Source organism: Paenibacillus sp. GSMTC-2017, assembly GCF_016019935.1.
Classification (GTDB): Bacteria; Bacillota; Bacilli; order Paenibacillales; family Paenibacillaceae; genus Pristimantibacillus.
Genome location: NZ_JAECMT010000005.1, coordinates 308,364 through 327,717, shown reverse-complemented (window position 1 = coordinate 327,717; position 19,354 = coordinate 308,364). Strand labels below are relative to the sequence as shown.

Sequence of the window (19,354 nt, the reverse complement as noted above, 5' to 3'; positions counted from 1 at the left end):
TATATATGGAGCCACTTTTCTATTTGCACTATGATTAATGGCTTGATTATGCTACGATCCAGATAATGGTTCGAACTAGTAATCCATAAAGACATGAGAGGATGGAACAACATGAATCAACCTATTATATTTGCACATCGCGGGGCGAGTGGTTATTGCCCGGAAAATACTTTAGCTGCTTTTAAGAAAGCAATCGAGCTTGGGGCTACTGGTATTGAAACCGATGTACAACAGACCAAGGATGGTCAACTTGTTCTTATCCATGATGAATCGTTGGCACGGACGGCAGGTGCAAATAAGCTTGTAAAAGATACTAACTATGATGAGTTGTCAGATCTAGACGCTGGCAGTTGGTTTGATTCTTCCTTTTCAGAAGAACGGGTACCCACTCTTCAACAATTGCTTGCACTCACACAAAAGACTGAACTGATTATAAACATTGAATTAAAAAATGGCATCATTTTGTATCCAGGTATCGAGCAACAGGTTATAGATGTTGTACGTAATTACGGAATGAGCGATCAGGTCATCATTTCTAGCTTTAATCACTATTCTTTAGCACTATGTAAGCAACTTGCTCCAGAAATCAAAACCGGCGTCTTGTATATGGAAGGTTTGTATGAACCGTGGAAATATGCAGCTACTATACAGGCAGACGCACTGCATGCATACAAATATGCAGTATTACCCGAGTGGGTTGCCGAAGCTGCCAAACATGGCATTGTTTATTATCCATTCACCGTAAACGAAATAACAGAGATGGAGCGGTTACTACAAGCAAATGTTAGTGGTATTATTACGGATTATCCAGATCAACTTGTTACTCTATTAGAGGAAAGAGGTGCTGCGGCCGAATGAAAAAAATGTGGTTGCTAGGTTTAGGACTTTTCAGCATTTCCGTAACTTGGTCACTGTACAACGCTTTTGTTCCATTTTTTCTTGAGAAATATATAACGAGTATTAAACTCATTGGGTTTATGATGACGATAGATAACTACTTCGCTATCGTCATTCAACCTATTATTGGGCGGCGTAGTGACCGCACCAATAGCTTTTTGGGCAAAAGGATGCCATTTTTGTTAATTGGTATGCCTCTCGCTGCACTTTTCACTGCCCTGATCCCTTGGCATAACAGTTTGTTTATGCTCATCATATTTATGATATGTATGAACTTATCGATGAGTATATATCGCTCGCCAGTAATCGCATTAATGCCAGATATTACGCCAAACTTTAAGCGTACTCAAGCAAGCGGCATCATTAATTTTATGGGTGGCGTTGGTGCAATTATTGCATTTGTCGGTGGTTCATACTTATATGATCAACATAACTCCCTCCCATTTCTGACAACCTCGTTGCTTACCTTACTTTGCTTAGTCATTTTGTTATGGGTCATTCGTGAAAAAAGAGACTCCATCTCCTATCAGCCAACTACAACGCAGCCTCTAACTTCCTTCAGAGCAGAGTGGAATCGATCTACATTCTTCTTAATTGGTGCTATCTTCTTCTGGTTTTTTTCTTACCAAGGCGTTGAAACACTCTTTACCCTCTATGGCAAAAATCATCTTGGCTTATCTGAAGCACAATCTGGGTTTTCATTAGCTTTCTTCTCTGTTGCATTTGTAGCTGCAGCAATACCAAGCGGGTTGCTTGGCAAGCGCTTCGGGAAGAAACGACTTATTTTGACTGGTGTAATTGGCCTTATCCTTACATTTGGGTTAATTACTTTTATTGAATCTATGTTTGCACTTCGTATGTTGCTGCTCATTGGCGGTGTCTTCTGGGCACTTATTAATATTAACTCGTATCCGTTTGTTATTGCATTGGGTAAGGAAAGTAGCATTGGAACAAGGACAGGAATCTATTACTTTGCTTCGTCATTAGCTGCAATAACTTCTCCTCCAATAATGGGGGCACTAATAGACGGATTTGGTTACTCCTCCTTATTTTATACTGCTACAGGCGGCATGATTATTGCCTTATTTTTTATACTTGGAGTAAAAGATAGAGGACTTGCTCAACCACGTGCAGCTGAACAACAGTTGAATGCCTAATAATTGATTTAAAAAAAGTAAAGGCACATGCCGATTGGCATGTGCCTTTACTTTTCGTCAGTACTACGATCCTACTTTAACATGAAACGATGTTTTCATTAATGAATACTTTCTTTGCTAAAGTTTCCACCCATGACATCGGATACATGTTCAACCGCAATAAAAGCATTTTCGTCGATGGATTGAACAATCCCTTTAAGCTTTGCAAGTTCAAGACGGGATACTACACAATAAATAACTTGAGTTTCATCACCAGAATATCCACCACGTGCTTGCAATAGAGTAGTGCCCCGGCCAAGACGATCCATAATCGCTTGTGAAATTTCGTCATACTCTTTCGAGATAATCGTCACGGATTTCGATTCATCGAGACCTTCTACGACTATGTCTATAACTTTTATCGCTATGTAATAGGTGAAGATGGAATACATCGCCGATGTCCATTCGAACACGAAACCTGAAATAATAAAAATAATTAAATTAAAGACCATAATGACTTGTCCAACAGCTGTACGTAGTTTCTTCGAAACAAGAATCGATACGATTTCTATCCCATCAAGTGATCCTCCATAACGAATAACAAGTCCAACACCAGCTCCTAGAATAAGTCCACCGAACAATACAGCTAATAGCTTATCTTCAGGAAACGCTCCACTATCATGAAGTGCAAATGTTGTAAGCGACATAACGACAATTCCGTAAAAGGTAGATATCGCAAATGTTTTGCCCAGTTGCTTATACCCTAAGATAAGAAATGGTACGTTGAGCACAAACAAATACACAGCGAGGGGCACCGGAGTTAAGGTCGATAGCATAATAGATATACCCGCTATACCTCCATCGATAATTTCATAAGGAACTAGAAATTTTTCAAGAGCCACACCCATCAGTATCGAACCAATCGTTATAAAAATGAATCTTTTCAAAATTTCCAGCTTAGGCAGCTTCTTATGTACTTTGTTATTTGCCAAAACAGGCGCACCTCCATCTCTTTATTAATAATCGACTAGCATCTATTTTTGATGCATTAATCTACGTAACCAGCTAGTCCCTTGTCCATCAAATATTCCATTTCCAAATCCAATATCTCTTCAACTTGAAGCTCATTTAGTCCTACATCGCGTTTGGCCAGGATATAATCTACAAGCTCATCACTATCAATATCAACTTCACCTTTTTTATCTGCTTGGGCATTATTGATAAACGTTTGTTCATGCTTTAGAACTAACTGAACTTTTTTGCTGTCCACCTTTGTTCGTTCTGCGATGTACGCAACTAGTTCTTGCTCATTTACTTGTTCACTCATTTTGTTCCACTCCTATTCTAACGCTTTTTAAGCTTATCCTACTTATTATATACAAGTTACACCCATTAGCGCACCCTTTTACCTATAAAAATAACAAAAAAAGAGGTCTGATGGCGCAATACCGCCCACCAAACCTCATTTCATTATCATTTTTGAGCTGCTCCTGGAGTAACTCCTTCACCTTTCTGAAGTTGATACATTTTGAAGTACCTTCCCCCAATAGCCATTAGCGCATCATGATTGCCTCGTTCGACAATTTCTCCTTTATGAAGAACAAGAATTTGATCAGCATCTCTTATCGTGGATAGGCGATGGGCGATAACTAATGTAGTTCGTCCTTCACTAACGACCTGCAATGCTCGTTGAATGAGCCCTTCCGTTTCACTATCTATACTTGCAGTTGCTTCATCTAATATAAGAATTGCTGGGTCAAAAGCTAGCGCTCTTGCGAAGGAAATAAGTTGTCGCTGTCCTGCTGACAACGTGCTGCCTCGTTCAACTACTTCTTCCTTATAACCTTTCGGCAATGCCTCAACGAAGCTCGATGCGCCAACTTCCTGCAAAGCTTTTTTCACTCGTTCTTCAGTAATCTCTTTATTGTAAAGACTTACATTAAACGAAATATCCCCTGCGAACAAATAAGGATCTTGCAATACGATACCCATATGTTGACGGAGCTCTTGCTTAGACATCGTCTTAATATCTCTTCCATCAATGGTAATTGAACCATTGTTTGGCTCGTAAAATCCTAACAACAGATTCATAATCGAGCTTTTACCTGAGCCTGTATGACCAACAAGCGCGATTGTCTCTCCTTTACGTACTTCGAAGGAAATGTTTTTGAGTACATTGTCACCTTCTTTGTAGGCGAAAGTGATGTCTTGGAAACGAATATCTCCTTGTGGACGTTTCAAAGTTGAAACTTCTTCAACTTCTGCACCTTCGATATCCATAATCGCAAACACTTTTTCCGCAGATACAAATGCGCGTTGTGCATTCGTCAATTGATCAAAGATACCTATAATTGGGTGGAAAATCCGTCCCAAATAATCAATAAACGCATAAAACACACCAAACATAATTCCGCCTGCTAGAGCATCTCCACCGAAATACCAAATGACGAAAGCTGTCACTAGACTGCCAATCGTGCCGACAATATTACGCGAGGATAATGAAAATACGCGGAATTGCTTAATTTGATTTATGTAACGATCCTCATTAAGCACTTCAAATTCTTCCATCGTTTTCTTTTCTCGACGGAAAGCTTGAATAATCGGCATGACCGAAATGGATTCATTAATCATCGCATTCATGTCGCTAAGTCTAGCCCGCATAACGGAAATGTACTTTTTGGAATACTTCAAATGAATGACCATAATAACAGCGAAAATTGGCGGCAGCAACAAACATAACATCGCCAGTTTTGCATCTAAAATAAACAATGCCGTAAAGATCCCGACTAGCTGTACGAAGCTGACGACAAAAGTCGCCATAAAACTCATAAACAAATCTCTGATGGCTTCCGTATCATTTGCAATTCGCGAAACAATTTGACCTATTGGCGTATTATCGAAGTATCTCAAAGGAATTCGACCGATATGCCTCATAAGATCCATGCGCATATTTTTAATGATTTGTAACGCTGTGCTCTGCAAGATATACGCTTGAAGAAAATGGAATAGCCCAGAAATAAGCAATAATCCAACATATAAGGCAAGCAGCCAAAAAACAGAAGTCATATTACCTTTTAATCCAGTAAGATGATTATCAATAATCGTCTTTACGATGAAAGGACCGGCGAGTTCTGCGCCAACTGCGCTGCACAGAATAAGAAGCGCTAAAGCGATTCGATATTTGTATACCATCGCGTATCCGATCAAACGCCTTGCTGTAGATTGTGATCTTTGCGATGACGTATGTGATGACATAGATTGCCGCCTCCTCATTCTTCCAGACTCGCTTCCATCTGCTGTCGATCCCATTGCTCCTTGTACCAACCTCCGAACAAAATAAGCTGTTCATGTGTACCTTCTTCAATAACACGTCCATCATTAAGTACAATAATCCAATCAGAATGGCTTACAGCAGAAAGACGATGTGTACTGATCAATGTTGTTTTCCCTGCGCGTTCCAATCGAATATGATGTAAAATCCGACTTTCCGTACGTGCATCAACTGCTGATAACGAATCGTCTAAAAGCAATATTTCAGAGTCGATGAGCAGTGCTCTTGCAATAGCAAGACGTTGCTTCTGACCACCAGACAACATAACACCATTTTCCCCAACAATCGTATCCAAACCTTCCGGCATACCCGCAATGTCTGATGTAAAAGAAGCCATTTCGATTGCCTTTGCAATTTCTTCAGGGGATGCATTCGGTTTGCCAAGCGCGATATTGTCACGAATTGATTTCGATAGTAGGAGATGCTCTTGAGGTACATACGCTACCCATCTTTTGACCACATCAAGAGAAATTTGTTCAATAGGTGTCTCAGAAAGGAATAGTTCATTCGACTGTACAGGATACTGCCTTAGCAACTGTTTGAGCAACGTACTTTTACCACTACCAGTTCTTCCTACAATACCGAGCGTTTGACCACGTTCCAAACGGAAGCTAACATCTGTTAAACTTGCCGCATTAGCAGTCGGATATGTAAATCCGAAATGTTTAAGTTCGATGCTCGTTGGAAAATCAACATTTACAGGGTGCTCTGGGTCTTTTACATCGGACTGTTCAGCAAACGCTTCTGCCAATCGATCTGCCGAAGCAGTTCCCCGCTGAAGAACGTTAATAAACTCACCAAATGCGATCATTGGCCAAATAAGCATACCTAAATAGATATTAAATGTGATCAACTGCCCGATCATAATTTCTTTCTGAAAAACAAGATAGGAACCATACCCAAGACTTATGGCATAACTGATCCCTACGATAATAGAAATAAGTGGATGGAACATTGCATTTAACAGTGATACTTTTTTGTTTTTGTCCATTACATCCGCTGTTACTTTATCAAAAGCAGCTAAATCATGGTTCTCTTGAACATATGAACGAATGACACGAATTCCTGATATTGATTCCAGCGCATGGTCATTCATTTTGCCAAATGATGCTTGTGCCGCCATAAAGCGTATACGTATTTTTCCGCCTAATTTACTGATAGCAAATGCAAGCAATGGTAATGGAATCAAAGCAACAATCATAAGTTTGAAGCTAACAAAAAAAGTCATCATAACAATGACAACAGAAGCACCCACGACCGTATTTACAAGGGTCATAACGCCGTAACCAGCCGTTTGTCCAATTGCTAATACATCATTTGTAGCAAGTGCCATCAGTTGACCAGTACTGTTTCGTTGAAAAAAGGATGGCTTCATCCGTGTTAACTGAGCAAGCAAACGACCTCTGAGTACTTTCTCAATTAGGGCAGAATTACCGAACAATGTCGTTATCCAGAAGTAAACGAGTACATATAACAATAATGAAAGGCCGATCAGCAATAATACCGTATCTCTTAACTCATCGCCTGTTAACTGTCCTAATCTTATTTGATCGACTGTATCACCTATAAGCTTCGGTGGTATAGAGGACAATAAGCTTACTATCGTCATCAAGCTAATTGCAATCGTATAACTAAGCCATCTATCCTTAAAAAACCAACTCAAACGTTCAATAAATTTCACCCTGTCACCCCTTTTCACAAAGTAGATTAGATAATATTAACGCTAATGACAAAAACGTTCAATAGTAAAACAGTTGGATACTAAAGTAGTTATTTTTAAGGTGAGACGACGATTAAATGACTTCGACAACATATAGCATGGTTCGAAATTGTGATCACAATACCTCATTATAACCGAACATACATTCCTATGGTAGCAAAAAACAAAAAAAGACTCCTAGGCGAAGTATCGCCTCAGAGTCCAACGAGTCTATTGCTTATGCTTTTTCTGGAGTTTCAATAAGTTTAACGATATCATCTTCAATTCGACTAGGTTCTTCCGTTGATCCGTACCGTTTCACTATATTTCCATTACGATCCACAAGAAACTTCGTAAAATTCCATTTTATCGACTTTGAACCTAACACACCACGTGCCTCATTCGTCAATAATTTGAATAGTGGGTGAGCGTCACTGCCATTTACATTAATTTTTGAATAAAGAGGGAAAGATACGCCAAAGTTTAGTTCACATGCTTCTGCTACTTCGCTGTCACTACCCTTTTCCTGATTACCGAATTGTGCACAAGGAAACCCAAGAACAGCAAAACCTTGTTCCTTATAGTCATCATGCAGTTTTTGCAGACCTTTAAATTGTGGTGCAAAACCGCAACCCGTTGCTGTATTAACAATTAACATGACTTGATCGCGGTAAGGGGCGAGCGTTTGCTCTTCTCCACGTATCGTTTTCACTTCAATATTGTATATAGACATTCATATCCGCCTCCAGATTATCTATCATTTAATTAAATTGTATACAATTAAATTTTGATAGTCAATCCTTTTATCGCTATGTTAGCGCTTTGAGGCTTCTGCTCCAAGGACACCAATCAGTGCACCAAGTAATGCACCTACGAAAACTTCTTTTGGATGATGGCCAAGTGTTTCCTTCAGTTTTTCTTTACGGCGCTTGTGATCGATGTCAGGATGATGACCTGTGAGCTTTTCTACATCTAAATCAAGATCATTAACTTGAATAGCAATTTCCCCTGCATGTCGTCTTATATTCATCGCATCATACATAACAACAAGACCTAGCATAGAAGCGATTGCGAATTCAGGCGAACTCATGCCATATTTTCTTCCAGTAAATACAGCTAATGCTGTAACCCCACTTGAATGTGAGCTTGGCATGCCGCCTGTGCCTGCAATTTTTTTCATATCCCATTGCCCCGTGGTCAAATATTTAACAGGCAGCTTTAATAGCTGTGCTGCACCAATAGCAGTGAGCGCAGTCAGAAGTCCTCGGTTGAACATCGGTAATAACCTCCCGTAATAATGTCACTGTCATTGTTCCCTGAAGACGATAGCAACATGCGATTGGATACTGCCTACTTTCAGTCATTTACTGGACAAAAAAATCCCTCTTCCTAATTGGAAGAGGGATTTACAGATTCTTATTATTTTATAGCAGCATCAATTTCAGCGACCATTGCAGCAACTGAAACTAGACCTCCGCCAGAAAGGTACCAATATTGTGGATCAAGGTAAGCGATTTTACCGTTTTTGAACGCATTCGTATTTTTCACCAAATCATTTTCAATCGTTTCCTTTGCAGTACTTTCTGTAGCCATTGCTGCATTGCGGTCTATTACGAACAGATAATCCGGGTTTTTCTCAGCAACATATTCAAATGTTACTCCATTACCGTGTGAATCTATTTTAATAGTTGCGTCAACTGGTGTTACACCAAGCACATCATGGATAATACCGAAACGTGATCCAGGACCGTAGGCGCTGATTTTGCCTTCATTTGAAAGGATGATCAAACCTTTTTTACCTGCAGCTGTCGCTTTTTCGTTAACGGCTTTAACGGAAGCTTCAACTTCTGCAAGTGCAACTTTTGCCTCTGCTTGCTTACCGAAGATCTCTGCCAAAGTGTTTACGTTATTAGCAAAAGAAGTCATGTAGTTAGCATCATCCACACCCATAAAAATAGTTGGAGCAATTTCGCTCAAAGCGTCATAATGAGCGGATTGGCGACCAGATATAATGATAAGTTCTGGGGAGATGCCATCGATTGTTTCGAAATCTGGTTCTTTCAAACCGCCAGCATTGATGTATTTTGTATCTTTATACTTCGCAAGGTAAGCAGGGACGTTCTTTTGTGGAACAGCGGCTACTTCTACACCCAATTTGTCAAGGGTATCAAGGGTACCAAAGTCAAACACGACGACTTTGCTTGGATTAACTTTTACTTTAGTTTCGCCCAATTGATGTTTAACTACAACTTCTGTTGCTGCAGGTGTTTCAGACGCTTTCGGAGTTGCATTACCTGCTCCACTGTTTTTTGCATTATTACCGCCACAAGCTGCTAACACCATCGCAAATACGAGGATCATTGCAGCTATACTAAAAGTCTTTTTCATTTTGTACCACTCCTATATCTCTTTTTATTTGAAATAGACACCAATTCGATTACCGTTAATTAATTCAATTGGAATGTCCATATCGTAAATGTCTTTCAGCACGGCGCTATCGATGATCGTCTCTGTACGTCCTTCTTTAACGACCTTCCCGTCCTTTAGCGCCACAATATAATCGGAATAACATGATGCGAAATTAATATCGTGAATAACGATAATGACTGTCTTTCCTAGCTCCTCAACCAATCTGCGGAGCACCTTCATAATTTGCACCGAATGCTTCATATCCAAGTTGTTGAGAGGTTCATCGAGCAAAATGTACTCAGTATTCTGAGCAATGACCATCGCAATAAAGGCTCGTTGGTTCTGACCACCACTTAGCTGATCCAAAAACTTATGTTGAATGTCCGCAAGATCCATATACGCGATCGCTTCATCAACCTTTGCCCAATCTTCTTTGGTCAGCTTGCCTTGCGAATACGGGAAGCGTCCAAAACTTACAAGTTCTCTCACTGTTAGGCGGAGATTAATATGATTTGATTGTTTCAAAATCGATATTTTCTTTGCAAGTTCAGTGCTTTTCCACTCGGTAATTTCTTTGCCATCTATCAATACTTGTCCGCTGTCCCTAGTAAGCAAACGACTAATGATGGAAAGCAAAGTACTCTTTCCTGCACCGTTTGGTCCGATGAAGGTCGTTACACAGCCTTTGCGGATGTTGACCGATACATTTTCCACAACGGGCTTTCCGCCATATGCTTTAGAAATATTTTTAACCTCAATCATGACTTACTCTCCCTTAGCAGCAAATATAAGAAATAGGCTCCGCCGATAAAGTTGATGATGACGCTCACTGTCGTTTCGAAAGTAAACACTCGCTCCACAATAAGTTGCCCGCCGACCAATGCTATAACGCTGATCAGAATTGCCCCAGGTATGAGGATGCTGTGGCGATATGTGTTCATGAATTGATAGGCCAAATTTACAACTAACAAGCCTAAGAACGTAATCGGACCAACCAACGCAGTAGAAATCGCAATCAAAATAGCAACAATAACGAGCAAGCTTTTCACGACGTAATCATAAGGAATACCTAGATTAACCGCATGCTCCTTGCCTAATGACATGGCGTCTAAATATTTTGTGAAGCGTAATCCGTATAATAAAGTTAACCCAATCAGAATGGATGCGAATAGGAGCAAATCCGTATTCACGTTATTAAAGCTTGCGAACATTTTCTGTTGAAGAGCCATAAACTCATTCGGATCAATCATCACTTGCATAAAGGTCGACAGACTTCCGAACAACGTTCCCATAACGAGACCGATTAGAAGCAGGAAAAACAAGTTTTTCCCTTCTCGCTTAAATATAAGTCTATAAAGCAGACCTACAAATAGGATCATAATTCCAACCGTAATGACAAAGTTAAGTTCTTTGTTTGTATTTGTAATACTCATTGATCCGAAGATGAAAATGACGAAGGTCTGAATGAGCATATACAACGAATCTAGACCGATAATACTCGGTGTCAATATCCGGTTATTCGTCATCGTCTGAAAAATCAACGTCGCGTAGGCAATAGCTCCACCGGTTAATATAATAGCGAGTATCTTTTTGATCCGTTTCGGTAATGCATAATCCCAGTTATGCGGGAGATCCATGAATATAAATGCGGTGATGACTGCAATGGCTACGACGGCGAGCAGGGTAAGTTTAAGCTTCATATGCTCTTCTCCTCAATAGCAAGTACATAAACAAGATGCTTCCGATTACGCCAATAGTGAGTCCAATAGGAATCTCATACGGGTAAATAATGACCCTGCCCAATATGTCGCAAGCTAGAACGAAAACAGCTCCTAGCACCGCTGTATGAATCAGGCTTTTCCTTAAATTGTCTCCCATATAAAGTGTAACGATATTCGGAATGACAAGCCCTAGAAACGGAATTGTACCAATTGTTAAGATAACAACAACAGATACTAATGCGACGATAACTAAACCAATATTAACGACAACCTTATGATTTAATCCGAGATTAACTGAAAACTCCTCACCCATCCCAGCAATGGTGAACTTGTTTGCATATAAGAAAGCGACAATCAATAGTGGAATGCTTAAGTATATCAATTCATATCTACCCGACATAACCGAACCAAAGCTTCCCTGCATCCACGCAGAAATATTTTGTATCAAGTCGTTTTTGTAGGCAAAAAAGGTTGTCACAGCATTGATCACATTCCCGAACATTAGCCCAACAAGTGGGATAAAGATCGCATCCTTGAATTTTAAGCGGTCAAGAAACTTCATAAATATAAAAGTTCCCGCTAGTGCAAACACAAATGCGATAAGCATCTTTGTCATCGTACTTACGGAGGCAAACAACAACATCGATACAAGAATACCGAGCTTTGCAGCTTCATCGGTGCCTGCTGTTGTTGGCGAGACAAATTTGTTGCGACTCAGCTGCTGCATGATTAGCCCTGCAATACTCATGCTCACACCCGCGATAAGAATACTTACCAACCGTGGAATTCGGCTGATCGACATCACTTGCCACTGTTCTTCAGTCATACTGAATAGATCAAGTGGCGAAATATCTTTTACTCCTATAAAAAGCGAAACGACCGATAATACCACTAATGCTACTATCAGAATCCATAACCTCATGTCTTTACCTCAAATCACATCTGTTTTCATAACAATCAGAAAGATAATCATTCTCATTCAACAGTCAAAAAAATAGGCTTTGATAAATTACACACTGATCTTCAGTGATAATGATTATCACAAGCACACTTATTATGCCACTATCCTAAGTGATCGTCAAACCTATTAATGTTAATTCAGTTTAAAATCAACAATCACTACAATTATGTGTCGAAAAAGTGAAGGGAACCTTTGAGGCAGCTTGACGCTACCTCAAAGGTTCCTCCTTAACTAATTATAGAAACTTCGCACGAATACGAGCTGCAACGCGATCAGCTGTAAAACCGTATTCTTCAAGAACTTTATTGGCTTTCGCTGATGCACCAAACTGTGTGATACCAATGAGCAAGCCATCGCTACCTACAATTGATTCCCAGCCACTTGGGTGAGCCATCTCAATAGCTACATTTGCTTTAACTGAAGGATCAACTACAGCTTTACGATATTCCTCTGACTGCATTTCAAACAACTCTTTGCTTGGCATACTAATAACACGAACTCGTTTGCCTTCGCTCTCAAGAATAGCTTTTACTTCCATAGCTAGACTAACTTCGGAGCCTGTAGCAACCAATTGAATATCAAGTTTCGCTCCATCAGCACCTTGAGCCGTTTCTGAAAGAACATATCCACCATTAGAAACGCCTTCGCTTGCGAGCTCTTTTGTGTTAGGCAATACCGGAAGATTTTGTCTCGAAAGTGCAAGGACAAATGGACCTTCCTTAGCAGCAAGAGCATGTCCCCAAGCAGCAGCTGTCTCGTTTGCATCAGCCGGACGGAACAACGTTAAGTTAGGAATTAGACGCATCGATGGAATTTGCTCGATTGGTTGATGTGTCGGGCCATCTTCGCCTACTGCGATGCTGTCATGAGTGAATACATAAACAACTGGCAGTTTCATCAGGGAAGAAAGACGAATAGCTCCGCGCAAATAATCACTAAATACTAGGAACGTTCCTCCATAAACTTTAACACCACCATGAAGCATCATACCGTTTAGTGCTGCACCCATAGCGAATTCACGTACTCCGAACCAAAGGTTACGACCACCGTAGTTGCTGTTGCTGAATGCAGAGTACTTCGTCATTGCCGTCATGTTGGAGCTAGCAAGATCCGCTGAACCGCCAATAAGTAAAGGCATGCTTTCTGCTAGTGCATTGATGGATTGACCTGAAGCTACACGAGTGGACACGGCAGCATCTTCTTCATTAAAGGAAGGCAGACTTGCTTCCCATCCTTCAGGCAATTCGCCGCTAATTGCTTGTTCAAGCTGAGCAGCAAGTTCTGGGTAAGACTTACGGTACGCATCAAGTTGCTCGTTCCATGCTTGTTGATGTTGCTGTCCTTGCTCTTGAACCTTCTCGAAATGCGTGTACACTTCATCTGGTACGAAGAAGTCAGGCTCAAGCGGCCAGCCAAGAGCTTCCTTCGTCAGCTTCAACTCTTCTTTACCAAGTGGCGATCCGTGAGTACCACCATGGCCACCTTTACCTGCTTTATTTGGGCTACCAAAGCCGATCGTTGTTTTTACTTCAATCAATGTTGGGCGACCTGTTTCTTCTTTTGCACTAGCAATTGCAGCTGAAATTGCAGCTACATCGTTCTGATCGTCTACACGCAAGTAATGCCAGCCGCAAGCACCAAATTTAGCAGCAACATCTTCGGAGAACGACATGCCAAGCTCGCCATCAAGTGAAATATCATTTGAATCATAGAGAACAACGAGTTTACCTAGCTTCAAGTGACCTGCTAATGAGATGGACTCTAAAGCTACACCCTCCATCAAATCACCGTCTCCGCATATAACAAACGTGTGGTGGTCAATGATAGAAGCATCATCACGGTTAAATACAGATGCGAGATGCGCTTCAGCCATTGCCATACCAACTGCCATCGACAAGCCTTGACCAAGCGGTCCAGTTGTTGCTTCTACGCCAGCTGTATGTCCAAACTCTGGATGCCCAGGTGTACGGCTTCCCCATTGGCGGAATTGTTTAATATCATCCATCGTAAGATCGTAACCACTCAAATGAAGCAAGCTATATAGAAGCATGGAGCCATGTCCAGCAGACAAAACGAAGCGATCGCGGTTGAACCAACTAGGATCTTTAGGATTATGTTTCATAGCATTTGTCCATAGTGCATAACCCATTGGAGCTGCACCCATCGGCATACCTGGATGCCCCATCGCTGCTTTTTCTACTGCATCAATCGTTAACGTTCTTATCGCATTAATACTTAAATTTTCAATTGTTGTTGTCATAATCTCATCCCCCATTACTGGTTTGATCGAACTACATCCAGTATAATAGGGTCAGCATCCATATAACTAATTAATAATACGGCTATCAGCCATAGAGAGGGTCTATGATCAATTACGAACTATATCGCGTCTTTTATTGGGCTGCCAAAACTGGAAGTCTAACTCAAGCAGCTAAAGCCCTGTACATTACACAACCTAGCGTAAGCCATGCCATAAAACAATTAGAACAATCATTTTCTACAACGTTGTTTGCAAGAGGCTCGCGAGGAGTTGAGTTAACCAGCGAAGGGAAAATGCTATTTTCTTATGTAGAGCCTGCTTTCAATTATTTAAATATGGCGGAGATGAAGATGGAAGAGCTAAAAAACTTGGAAGGGGGCGAGCTGCGAATCGGGGGTAGCGACTCCTTGTTCAAACATTATTTGCTCCCTTACTTAGAAACGTTCCATCAGCAGCATCCATCCGTTCAAGTTCATTTACTTCATGGCACAACGCCAGAAATTGTCGCTTATTTGAAAGAAGGCAAGATCGATCTTGGCATTGCACGTATGCCGATTGCCGATGCACAGCTGGAAGTTCAGGAAGGCATATCGCTGCAGGATATTTTTGTCGGGGGGCCAAAGTACGATTATTTAAAGGGTAAAACACTTACCTTGGAACAATTATTGGCGCATCCTATCGTCATGTTCTCACGTACAAGCCATTCCCGTACAGCTATTACAAAGCTATTCCATGAGCAAGGTTATGCATTGGAACCGGAATTCGAACTTGGGAGTGTCGATCTGCTAATCGAATTTGCCAAAAAAGGACTCGGTATTTCCTTCGTCACAAAAGAGTTTGTTACCAAGGAGTTAGAAAATGGTGAACTATTCGAGATAAAACTTGATCGGCAATTACCGCCAACTCAAGTAGCCATAATAACGCTGAAGCAAATGCCACTATCGAAAGCAGCCCTTTCGTTTGTTGATCAGCTTGATTTGTAGCATTTAATACTCAACGAGCTAAGGGCTGACCATGATCACCGATTCTAAGTGCTCTAAGCGCTCTCACTCTAGGCGCAAATATACATTTGTTTTAAAGCTTTTGGCCAATTTTTTTCGTTTTAAGTGGATAAATGTACTTATTTTCGTAGATAGGAACGTCATAGAGCATTTTTAAGCGTAGAAATACACTTATATGTTATCGCATGCCGATGACCTAATAGCTAGCTCACACAAATTCAAAAGGGTCCGTCTCACTTCCGAGACGAACCCTTTCGTTACATTTTTATTCAACATTCATCAAAATTTCTTCGTTTTTTTCATCGAACGAAATTCGAAGACCTTTATTATCTACATACCAAAGATTATCATTTTCCATGTAGAAAGTAATTCCTTCTACCGTTTGGTTAAGCCCCGGACTTCTTGGTTCATCCTTCGTAATGCCAAGAGATAATCCGGAGTGATAACTCCCACAACCGCCGAGCCTTACGAAGATCCGCAGGTTATCGCCATCCGTTAACCCCATTTGCTCTTTGTACCAACGCGCTGCCGCTTGTTCTACCACTAAACTCATCGCTCTCAGCTCCTCACTTGATGTATGGTTATTCTATTATAACCTCTGAGACGATAAAATCTAAAGCAACTTTATTGCTGGCATTAATCTAGTGCTGGGGTGCGCCTTAATAGCGTAACTGAACACATAAGCGATAATATGATAAACACTAACGTTATGCCTATCGTCCAGCCCAATCCGCTACTATTAGATATACTTCCACTTACTGCTTCATATGCATAACCTGATAATGCTCCAGGACTCGATCCTAAAAATTTTGGTAACAACCCAGCAAGCAGAGACAATAAGATGGAGATACCTAGTGTTGTAAATGCTGCTCCTGCTGCACTTCGTAGCATTGAGCTAAACAACAATGCTATCGTCAATACGAATGAAAACCAAAGGCTGTACAATACATAACTAGTCATAAATGGTTTAACATCTACCCATTCAAACAGTTGCCACGTATAGTACCATGAAGCAGAGTAGCCCGCGAACAATGAACCCCATGACATGATGAGCATGCTCGTCCATTTGGAAGTAATATAAGCTCCAAACGTGATCGGCTTTACCAATATCATAGAAGCTGCGCCACTGTTTCGCTCACCAGACACAATACCCATAAAGGCGAGTACGAGAATAAGTGAACCTATCGTTCCAAATTGCGATAATGTTCCCGTTAACACCTGCACGCCGCTCATCTTCGGAATTTCAATAATTGTCCCAACTGGCATGTTTCCTGCCTTCTCAAGAATGACGGGCATGTAATAATTCGTAACTGGTTGCATAATACCTAAAATAATAAATACGAGCGGAACCCATATTAGTTTATAACTCCGCAACAGCTCTAACAGTTCTTTTCGTAGTAAAACTAGAAATCTCGTCGCGATAGAAGTTGGCTTCCAAACTTCTGACCCACTAGGCAAAAATCCCCTCTCATTCACATTCGATCTTGTCATTGGCCTACCACCTTCATAAATAAATCTTCAAGTGAGGAGTGACCAATCGATAGCTTATTTATTTTCAATCTTTCCTTCGTCATCTCTTCCAATAAAAATTGCCTAGCCGCATCGATATTATTCACAATGATTCGCAGTTCATCGCCATGCTTTTCTACCGTTTCGATTGGAGGGAGTTGCATGGATGCATCTTCTCTCAGCAAATTTACTCGCCTCCTAAACGCTTCTGACCACGCCAATGACTTTGGATCAGCTTCGAAGCTAAGTTCAATCATTGGTTTACGGTGTTCATGACGAATAGATGCCAATGAACCTTGAAGCGCTATACTCCCCTTACTAATGATCACAACATCATCACATAACTCTTCTGCATCATGTAATACATGAGTAGAAAACAACACACTCGTTTCCTTCTTCAATTCCTGTAACAAATGCAATACCTCACGTCTACCAATTGGATCAAGAGCAGATACAGGCTCATCCAATATAAGAAGTTTAGGCCGATGAACTAGTGCTTGTGCTAACCCCAATCGTTGTTTCATTCCACCAGAATAACCACCTATACGCCTCTTCGCGGCATTTCCTAATCCAACTCGCTCCATTAGCTCCTTTGCACGCTTCTTCGCCTCGCTGCCCCTCAAACCACATAGCTCACCTGCATAAACCATATATTCATATCCACTCATCCATGGATGAAAAGCTGGAGACTGGGGCAAATAACCAAGCAGTGTCTTCGGATCTTCTCCCTTTTTTAAATGCTGAAAAATGATACTGCCTGCTGTCGGTTTCAATAATCCCGTCAACATACGAATCGTCGTCGTTTTCCCTGCTCCATTAGGACCAAGCAAAGCAACACAACTCCCTTCTGCAATAGAGAGATTGATTCCATTAACAGCTTGCATCAATCCGAAGGATTTAGTCAGTCCTTTTACTTCAAGCAGCTCAGTCACTTTTCATTCCTCCGTCCGAATATGAAAAATGCGATTGGGCCAAATAATTGTATTAACAAAATGATAAGCACCCACATGAATTTAGGCCCTCTCGTTTGTTCAGCCTTCACACATAAGATCAAGGCAATGATCATTAAAATAAACTGTATAACGATTATGGGAGCCACGATTGCGAGCACTTTACTTATTTCAAAGCTTTCTTCCATCATTAGCACCTCTTTCAATTTAATTATTTTTCAAAGTCATCTTTTTTCTTCCGTTTAATCCACCCGCTTCTAACGACAATCCAATATACAACAAGAGGTGTTGGGACATGGATCAGCCCCCATATTCCCCAAAACCAATAGTTACTGCCTCGCTTCCGAGCATCTAGAAACAACCATGTTGATTGGGAGATAAGAATAGAAGCAAGCAACAACCAAAACCAAACTGATCGGGCTAGTTGTTCCTCCATGTTCGCCCTCCTTTCCGTTGGTACGAGGCAACGATGTACCAAAGTGCACCTACACCAACGACGGCTTGTAACGCCATGAACCATATCCAATTACTTTCAAGCATCCACATCATTCCGAACAAAAGAAATATCGCGACTAGCCAGAAAAGCGCTAGCTCCTTCCACAACCTTCTACGAATTTCTTGCTTATGTTTAGTAACTAATGATTCTATCTCATCCAATGAAGGCATCTCCGGCTCAAATGCAGCATCTAACTTTTCCAAATCGACTCTTACTTGTTTCTGAAACCATAGCTGATCTTCATCAAGAACTTTGTTCTTCTTCACTTGCAGTCAGCTCCTTTCTTAATTGCTTTATTCCCGCATGAAGTCGCGATTTAACCGTCCCGAGGGGCACATCCAACATATTTGCTATCTCTTCTTGTGAGTAACCGTAATAATATTTGAGTAATACCGCCATACGCTGCCGCTCTTCTAGTTCACCAAGTGCTTGAAGCGCATCAGGCCAATCGTTCATTCGAATTAATGCTTCAAAACGTAATGAACGAAGCTCACCTTCCTCTTGCAGCCATCTATTCTCCCGCTCACTTCGTCTTGCACGATCTATCACTAACCTCGAAGCAATAGATATAAGCCAAGTAGTAAATTTCGACTCTGCTTGAAATGTGCTAATTTTCTCGATTGCCTTAAGCATCGTCTCCTGTGTTATATCTTCTGCTTTGACCTTGTTCATCGTTAGCTTAAGTGAGTATTGATATAGGAAGGAATAATGTTTCCGCAATAATTCCGACAACGAATGGGTATCGCCTTTTATCGCTCTTTTCACAAGCATTGTCTCATCTTGCACTGCGCACTTACTCCTTTCACTTAGCTTGCTTCTATGACTTCTTAGTAATAAGACGATTATGTATTTCTTTTCGTTCATTCGTTCCGCCAATTATTTTAAATTATTATTTTACATATCTTTTAGTTATTTACAAATACATTAAAAAAAGCAATGGCTCACATGTTTTTCAACACTTAGCCATTGCTTCTCATAGCATCA

At 40.8% G+C, this 19,354-nt stretch carries 21 protein-coding genes; 3 read left to right on the top strand and 18 right to left on the bottom strand.

From position 1 onward, the window contains the following. Positions 1-111 precede the first annotated feature (111 nt). Entirely contained in the window at positions 112-858 is a 747-nt protein-coding gene (locus tag I6N90_RS20445; protein ID WP_197937503.1) for a glycerophosphodiester phosphodiesterase, read from the top strand. Beyond that, a complete protein-coding gene (locus I6N90_RS20440; protein ID WP_197937502.1) occupies positions 855-2,054 on the top strand; it encodes an SLC45 family MFS transporter in 1,200 nt (399 codons plus the stop codon). The genes I6N90_RS20445 and I6N90_RS20440 overlap by 4 nt, the downstream gene beginning before the upstream one ends. Positions 2,055-2,152: 98 nt before the next feature. Here the strand turns inward: I6N90_RS20440 and I6N90_RS20435 are convergent, their stop codons facing one another. The 11 genes from I6N90_RS20435 to tkt form a co-directional block, all read right to left on the bottom strand. Beyond that, the gene (locus I6N90_RS20435; protein ID WP_197937501.1) at positions 2,153-3,025 is read right to left on the bottom strand and encodes a YitT family protein; all 873 of its coding nucleotides are present in this window, start codon (positions 3,023-3,025) and stop codon (positions 2,153-2,155) included. A gap of 56 nt (positions 3,026-3,081) precedes the next feature. Then, the gene (locus I6N90_RS20430) at positions 3,082-3,360 is read right to left on the bottom strand and encodes a hypothetical protein (protein ID WP_197937500.1); all 279 of its coding nucleotides are present in this window, start codon (positions 3,358-3,360) and stop codon (positions 3,082-3,084) included. Between the two features lie 146 nt (positions 3,361-3,506). Further along, a complete protein-coding gene (locus tag I6N90_RS20425) occupies positions 3,507-5,288 on the bottom strand; it encodes an ABC transporter ATP-binding protein (protein WP_197937499.1) in 1,782 nt (593 codons plus the stop codon). 14 nt (positions 5,289-5,302) lie between these two features. Next, positions 5,303-7,045: an ABC transporter ATP-binding protein gene (locus I6N90_RS20420; protein ID WP_332262485.1), complete on the bottom strand. Its 1,743-nt coding sequence runs from the start codon at positions 7,043-7,045 to the stop codon at positions 5,303-5,305. Between the two features lie 256 nt (positions 7,046-7,301). Beyond that, positions 7,302-7,796, bottom strand: coding sequence for a glutathione peroxidase (locus I6N90_RS20415; protein WP_197937498.1), 495 nt, complete (start codon positions 7,794-7,796; stop codon positions 7,302-7,304). An 81-nt stretch (positions 7,797-7,877) separates the two neighbouring features. Then, positions 7,878-8,339 (bottom strand): divergent PAP2 family protein, encoded by a 462-nt coding sequence (locus I6N90_RS20410; RefSeq protein WP_197937497.1) that lies wholly within the window; start codon positions 8,337-8,339, stop codon positions 7,878-7,880. A 143-nt stretch (positions 8,340-8,482) separates the two neighbouring features. Then, the gene (locus I6N90_RS20405) at positions 8,483-9,451 is read right to left on the bottom strand and encodes a siderophore ABC transporter substrate-binding protein (protein ID WP_197937496.1); all 969 of its coding nucleotides are present in this window, start codon (positions 9,449-9,451) and stop codon (positions 8,483-8,485) included. A gap of 24 nt (positions 9,452-9,475) precedes the next feature. Continuing rightward, a complete protein-coding gene (locus I6N90_RS20400; protein WP_197937495.1) occupies positions 9,476-10,234 on the bottom strand; it encodes an iron ABC transporter ATP-binding protein in 759 nt (252 codons plus the stop codon). Continuing rightward, positions 10,231-11,172, bottom strand: coding sequence for an iron chelate uptake ABC transporter family permease subunit (locus I6N90_RS20395; RefSeq protein ID WP_197937494.1), 942 nt, complete (start codon positions 11,170-11,172; stop codon positions 10,231-10,233). The genes I6N90_RS20400 and I6N90_RS20395 overlap by 4 nt, the downstream gene beginning before the upstream one ends. Next, positions 11,162-12,115, bottom strand: coding sequence for an ABC transporter permease (locus I6N90_RS20390; RefSeq protein WP_197937493.1), 954 nt, complete (start codon positions 12,113-12,115; stop codon positions 11,162-11,164). The genes I6N90_RS20395 and I6N90_RS20390 overlap by 11 nt, the downstream gene beginning before the upstream one ends. Before the next feature lie 274 nt (positions 12,116-12,389). Beyond that, entirely contained in the window at positions 12,390-14,414 is a 2,025-nt protein-coding gene (gene tkt / locus I6N90_RS20385; RefSeq protein WP_197937492.1) for a transketolase, read from the bottom strand. A 104-nt stretch (positions 14,415-14,518) separates the two neighbouring features. On the opposite strand from tkt, the gene I6N90_RS20380 reads away from it, so the two are divergent. Further along, complete coding sequence (locus tag I6N90_RS20380) at positions 14,519-15,397, top strand: LysR family transcriptional regulator (protein ID WP_197937491.1); 879 nt, start codon at positions 14,519-14,521, stop codon at positions 15,395-15,397. Between the two features lie 283 nt (positions 15,398-15,680). Here the strand turns inward: I6N90_RS20380 and I6N90_RS20375 are convergent, their stop codons facing one another. From I6N90_RS20375 to sigY, 7 genes are all read right to left on the bottom strand, one after another. Then, a complete protein-coding gene (locus I6N90_RS20375) occupies positions 15,681-15,968 on the bottom strand; it encodes a HesB/YadR/YfhF family protein (protein ID WP_197937490.1) in 288 nt (95 codons plus the stop codon). An 83-nt stretch (positions 15,969-16,051) separates the two neighbouring features. Further along, the gene (locus tag I6N90_RS20370; RefSeq protein ID WP_197937489.1) at positions 16,052-16,906 is read right to left on the bottom strand and encodes an ABC transporter permease; all 855 of its coding nucleotides are present in this window, start codon (positions 16,904-16,906) and stop codon (positions 16,052-16,054) included. Beyond that, positions 16,903-17,856 carry an ABC transporter ATP-binding protein gene (locus tag I6N90_RS20365; RefSeq protein WP_332262484.1) on the bottom strand — a complete coding sequence of 318 codons (954 nt, stop codon included), beginning with the start codon at positions 17,854-17,856 and terminating at the stop codon, positions 16,903-16,905. The genes I6N90_RS20370 and I6N90_RS20365 overlap by 4 nt, the downstream gene beginning before the upstream one ends. Next, positions 17,853-18,065 (bottom strand): PLD nuclease N-terminal domain-containing protein, encoded by a 213-nt coding sequence (locus tag I6N90_RS20360; protein WP_332262483.1) that lies wholly within the window; start codon positions 18,063-18,065, stop codon positions 17,853-17,855. The genes I6N90_RS20365 and I6N90_RS20360 overlap by 4 nt, the downstream gene beginning before the upstream one ends. Positions 18,066-18,085: 20 nt before the next feature. After that, on the bottom strand, positions 18,086-18,310 hold the full coding sequence (locus tag I6N90_RS20355; RefSeq protein ID WP_197937487.1) for a sigmaY antisigma factor component: 225 nt from the start codon (positions 18,308-18,310) through the stop codon (positions 18,086-18,088). Next, entirely contained in the window at positions 18,295-18,636 is a 342-nt protein-coding gene (locus I6N90_RS20350) for a YxlC family protein (RefSeq protein ID WP_197937486.1), read from the bottom strand. The genes I6N90_RS20355 and I6N90_RS20350 overlap by 16 nt, the downstream gene beginning before the upstream one ends. Further along, positions 18,614-19,156 (bottom strand): RNA polymerase sigma factor SigY, encoded by a 543-nt coding sequence (gene sigY, locus I6N90_RS20345; RefSeq protein ID WP_332262482.1) that lies wholly within the window; start codon positions 19,154-19,156, stop codon positions 18,614-18,616. Before sigY ends, I6N90_RS20350 begins: the two co-directional genes overlap by 23 nt. Positions 19,157-19,354: the final 198 nt, after the last annotated feature.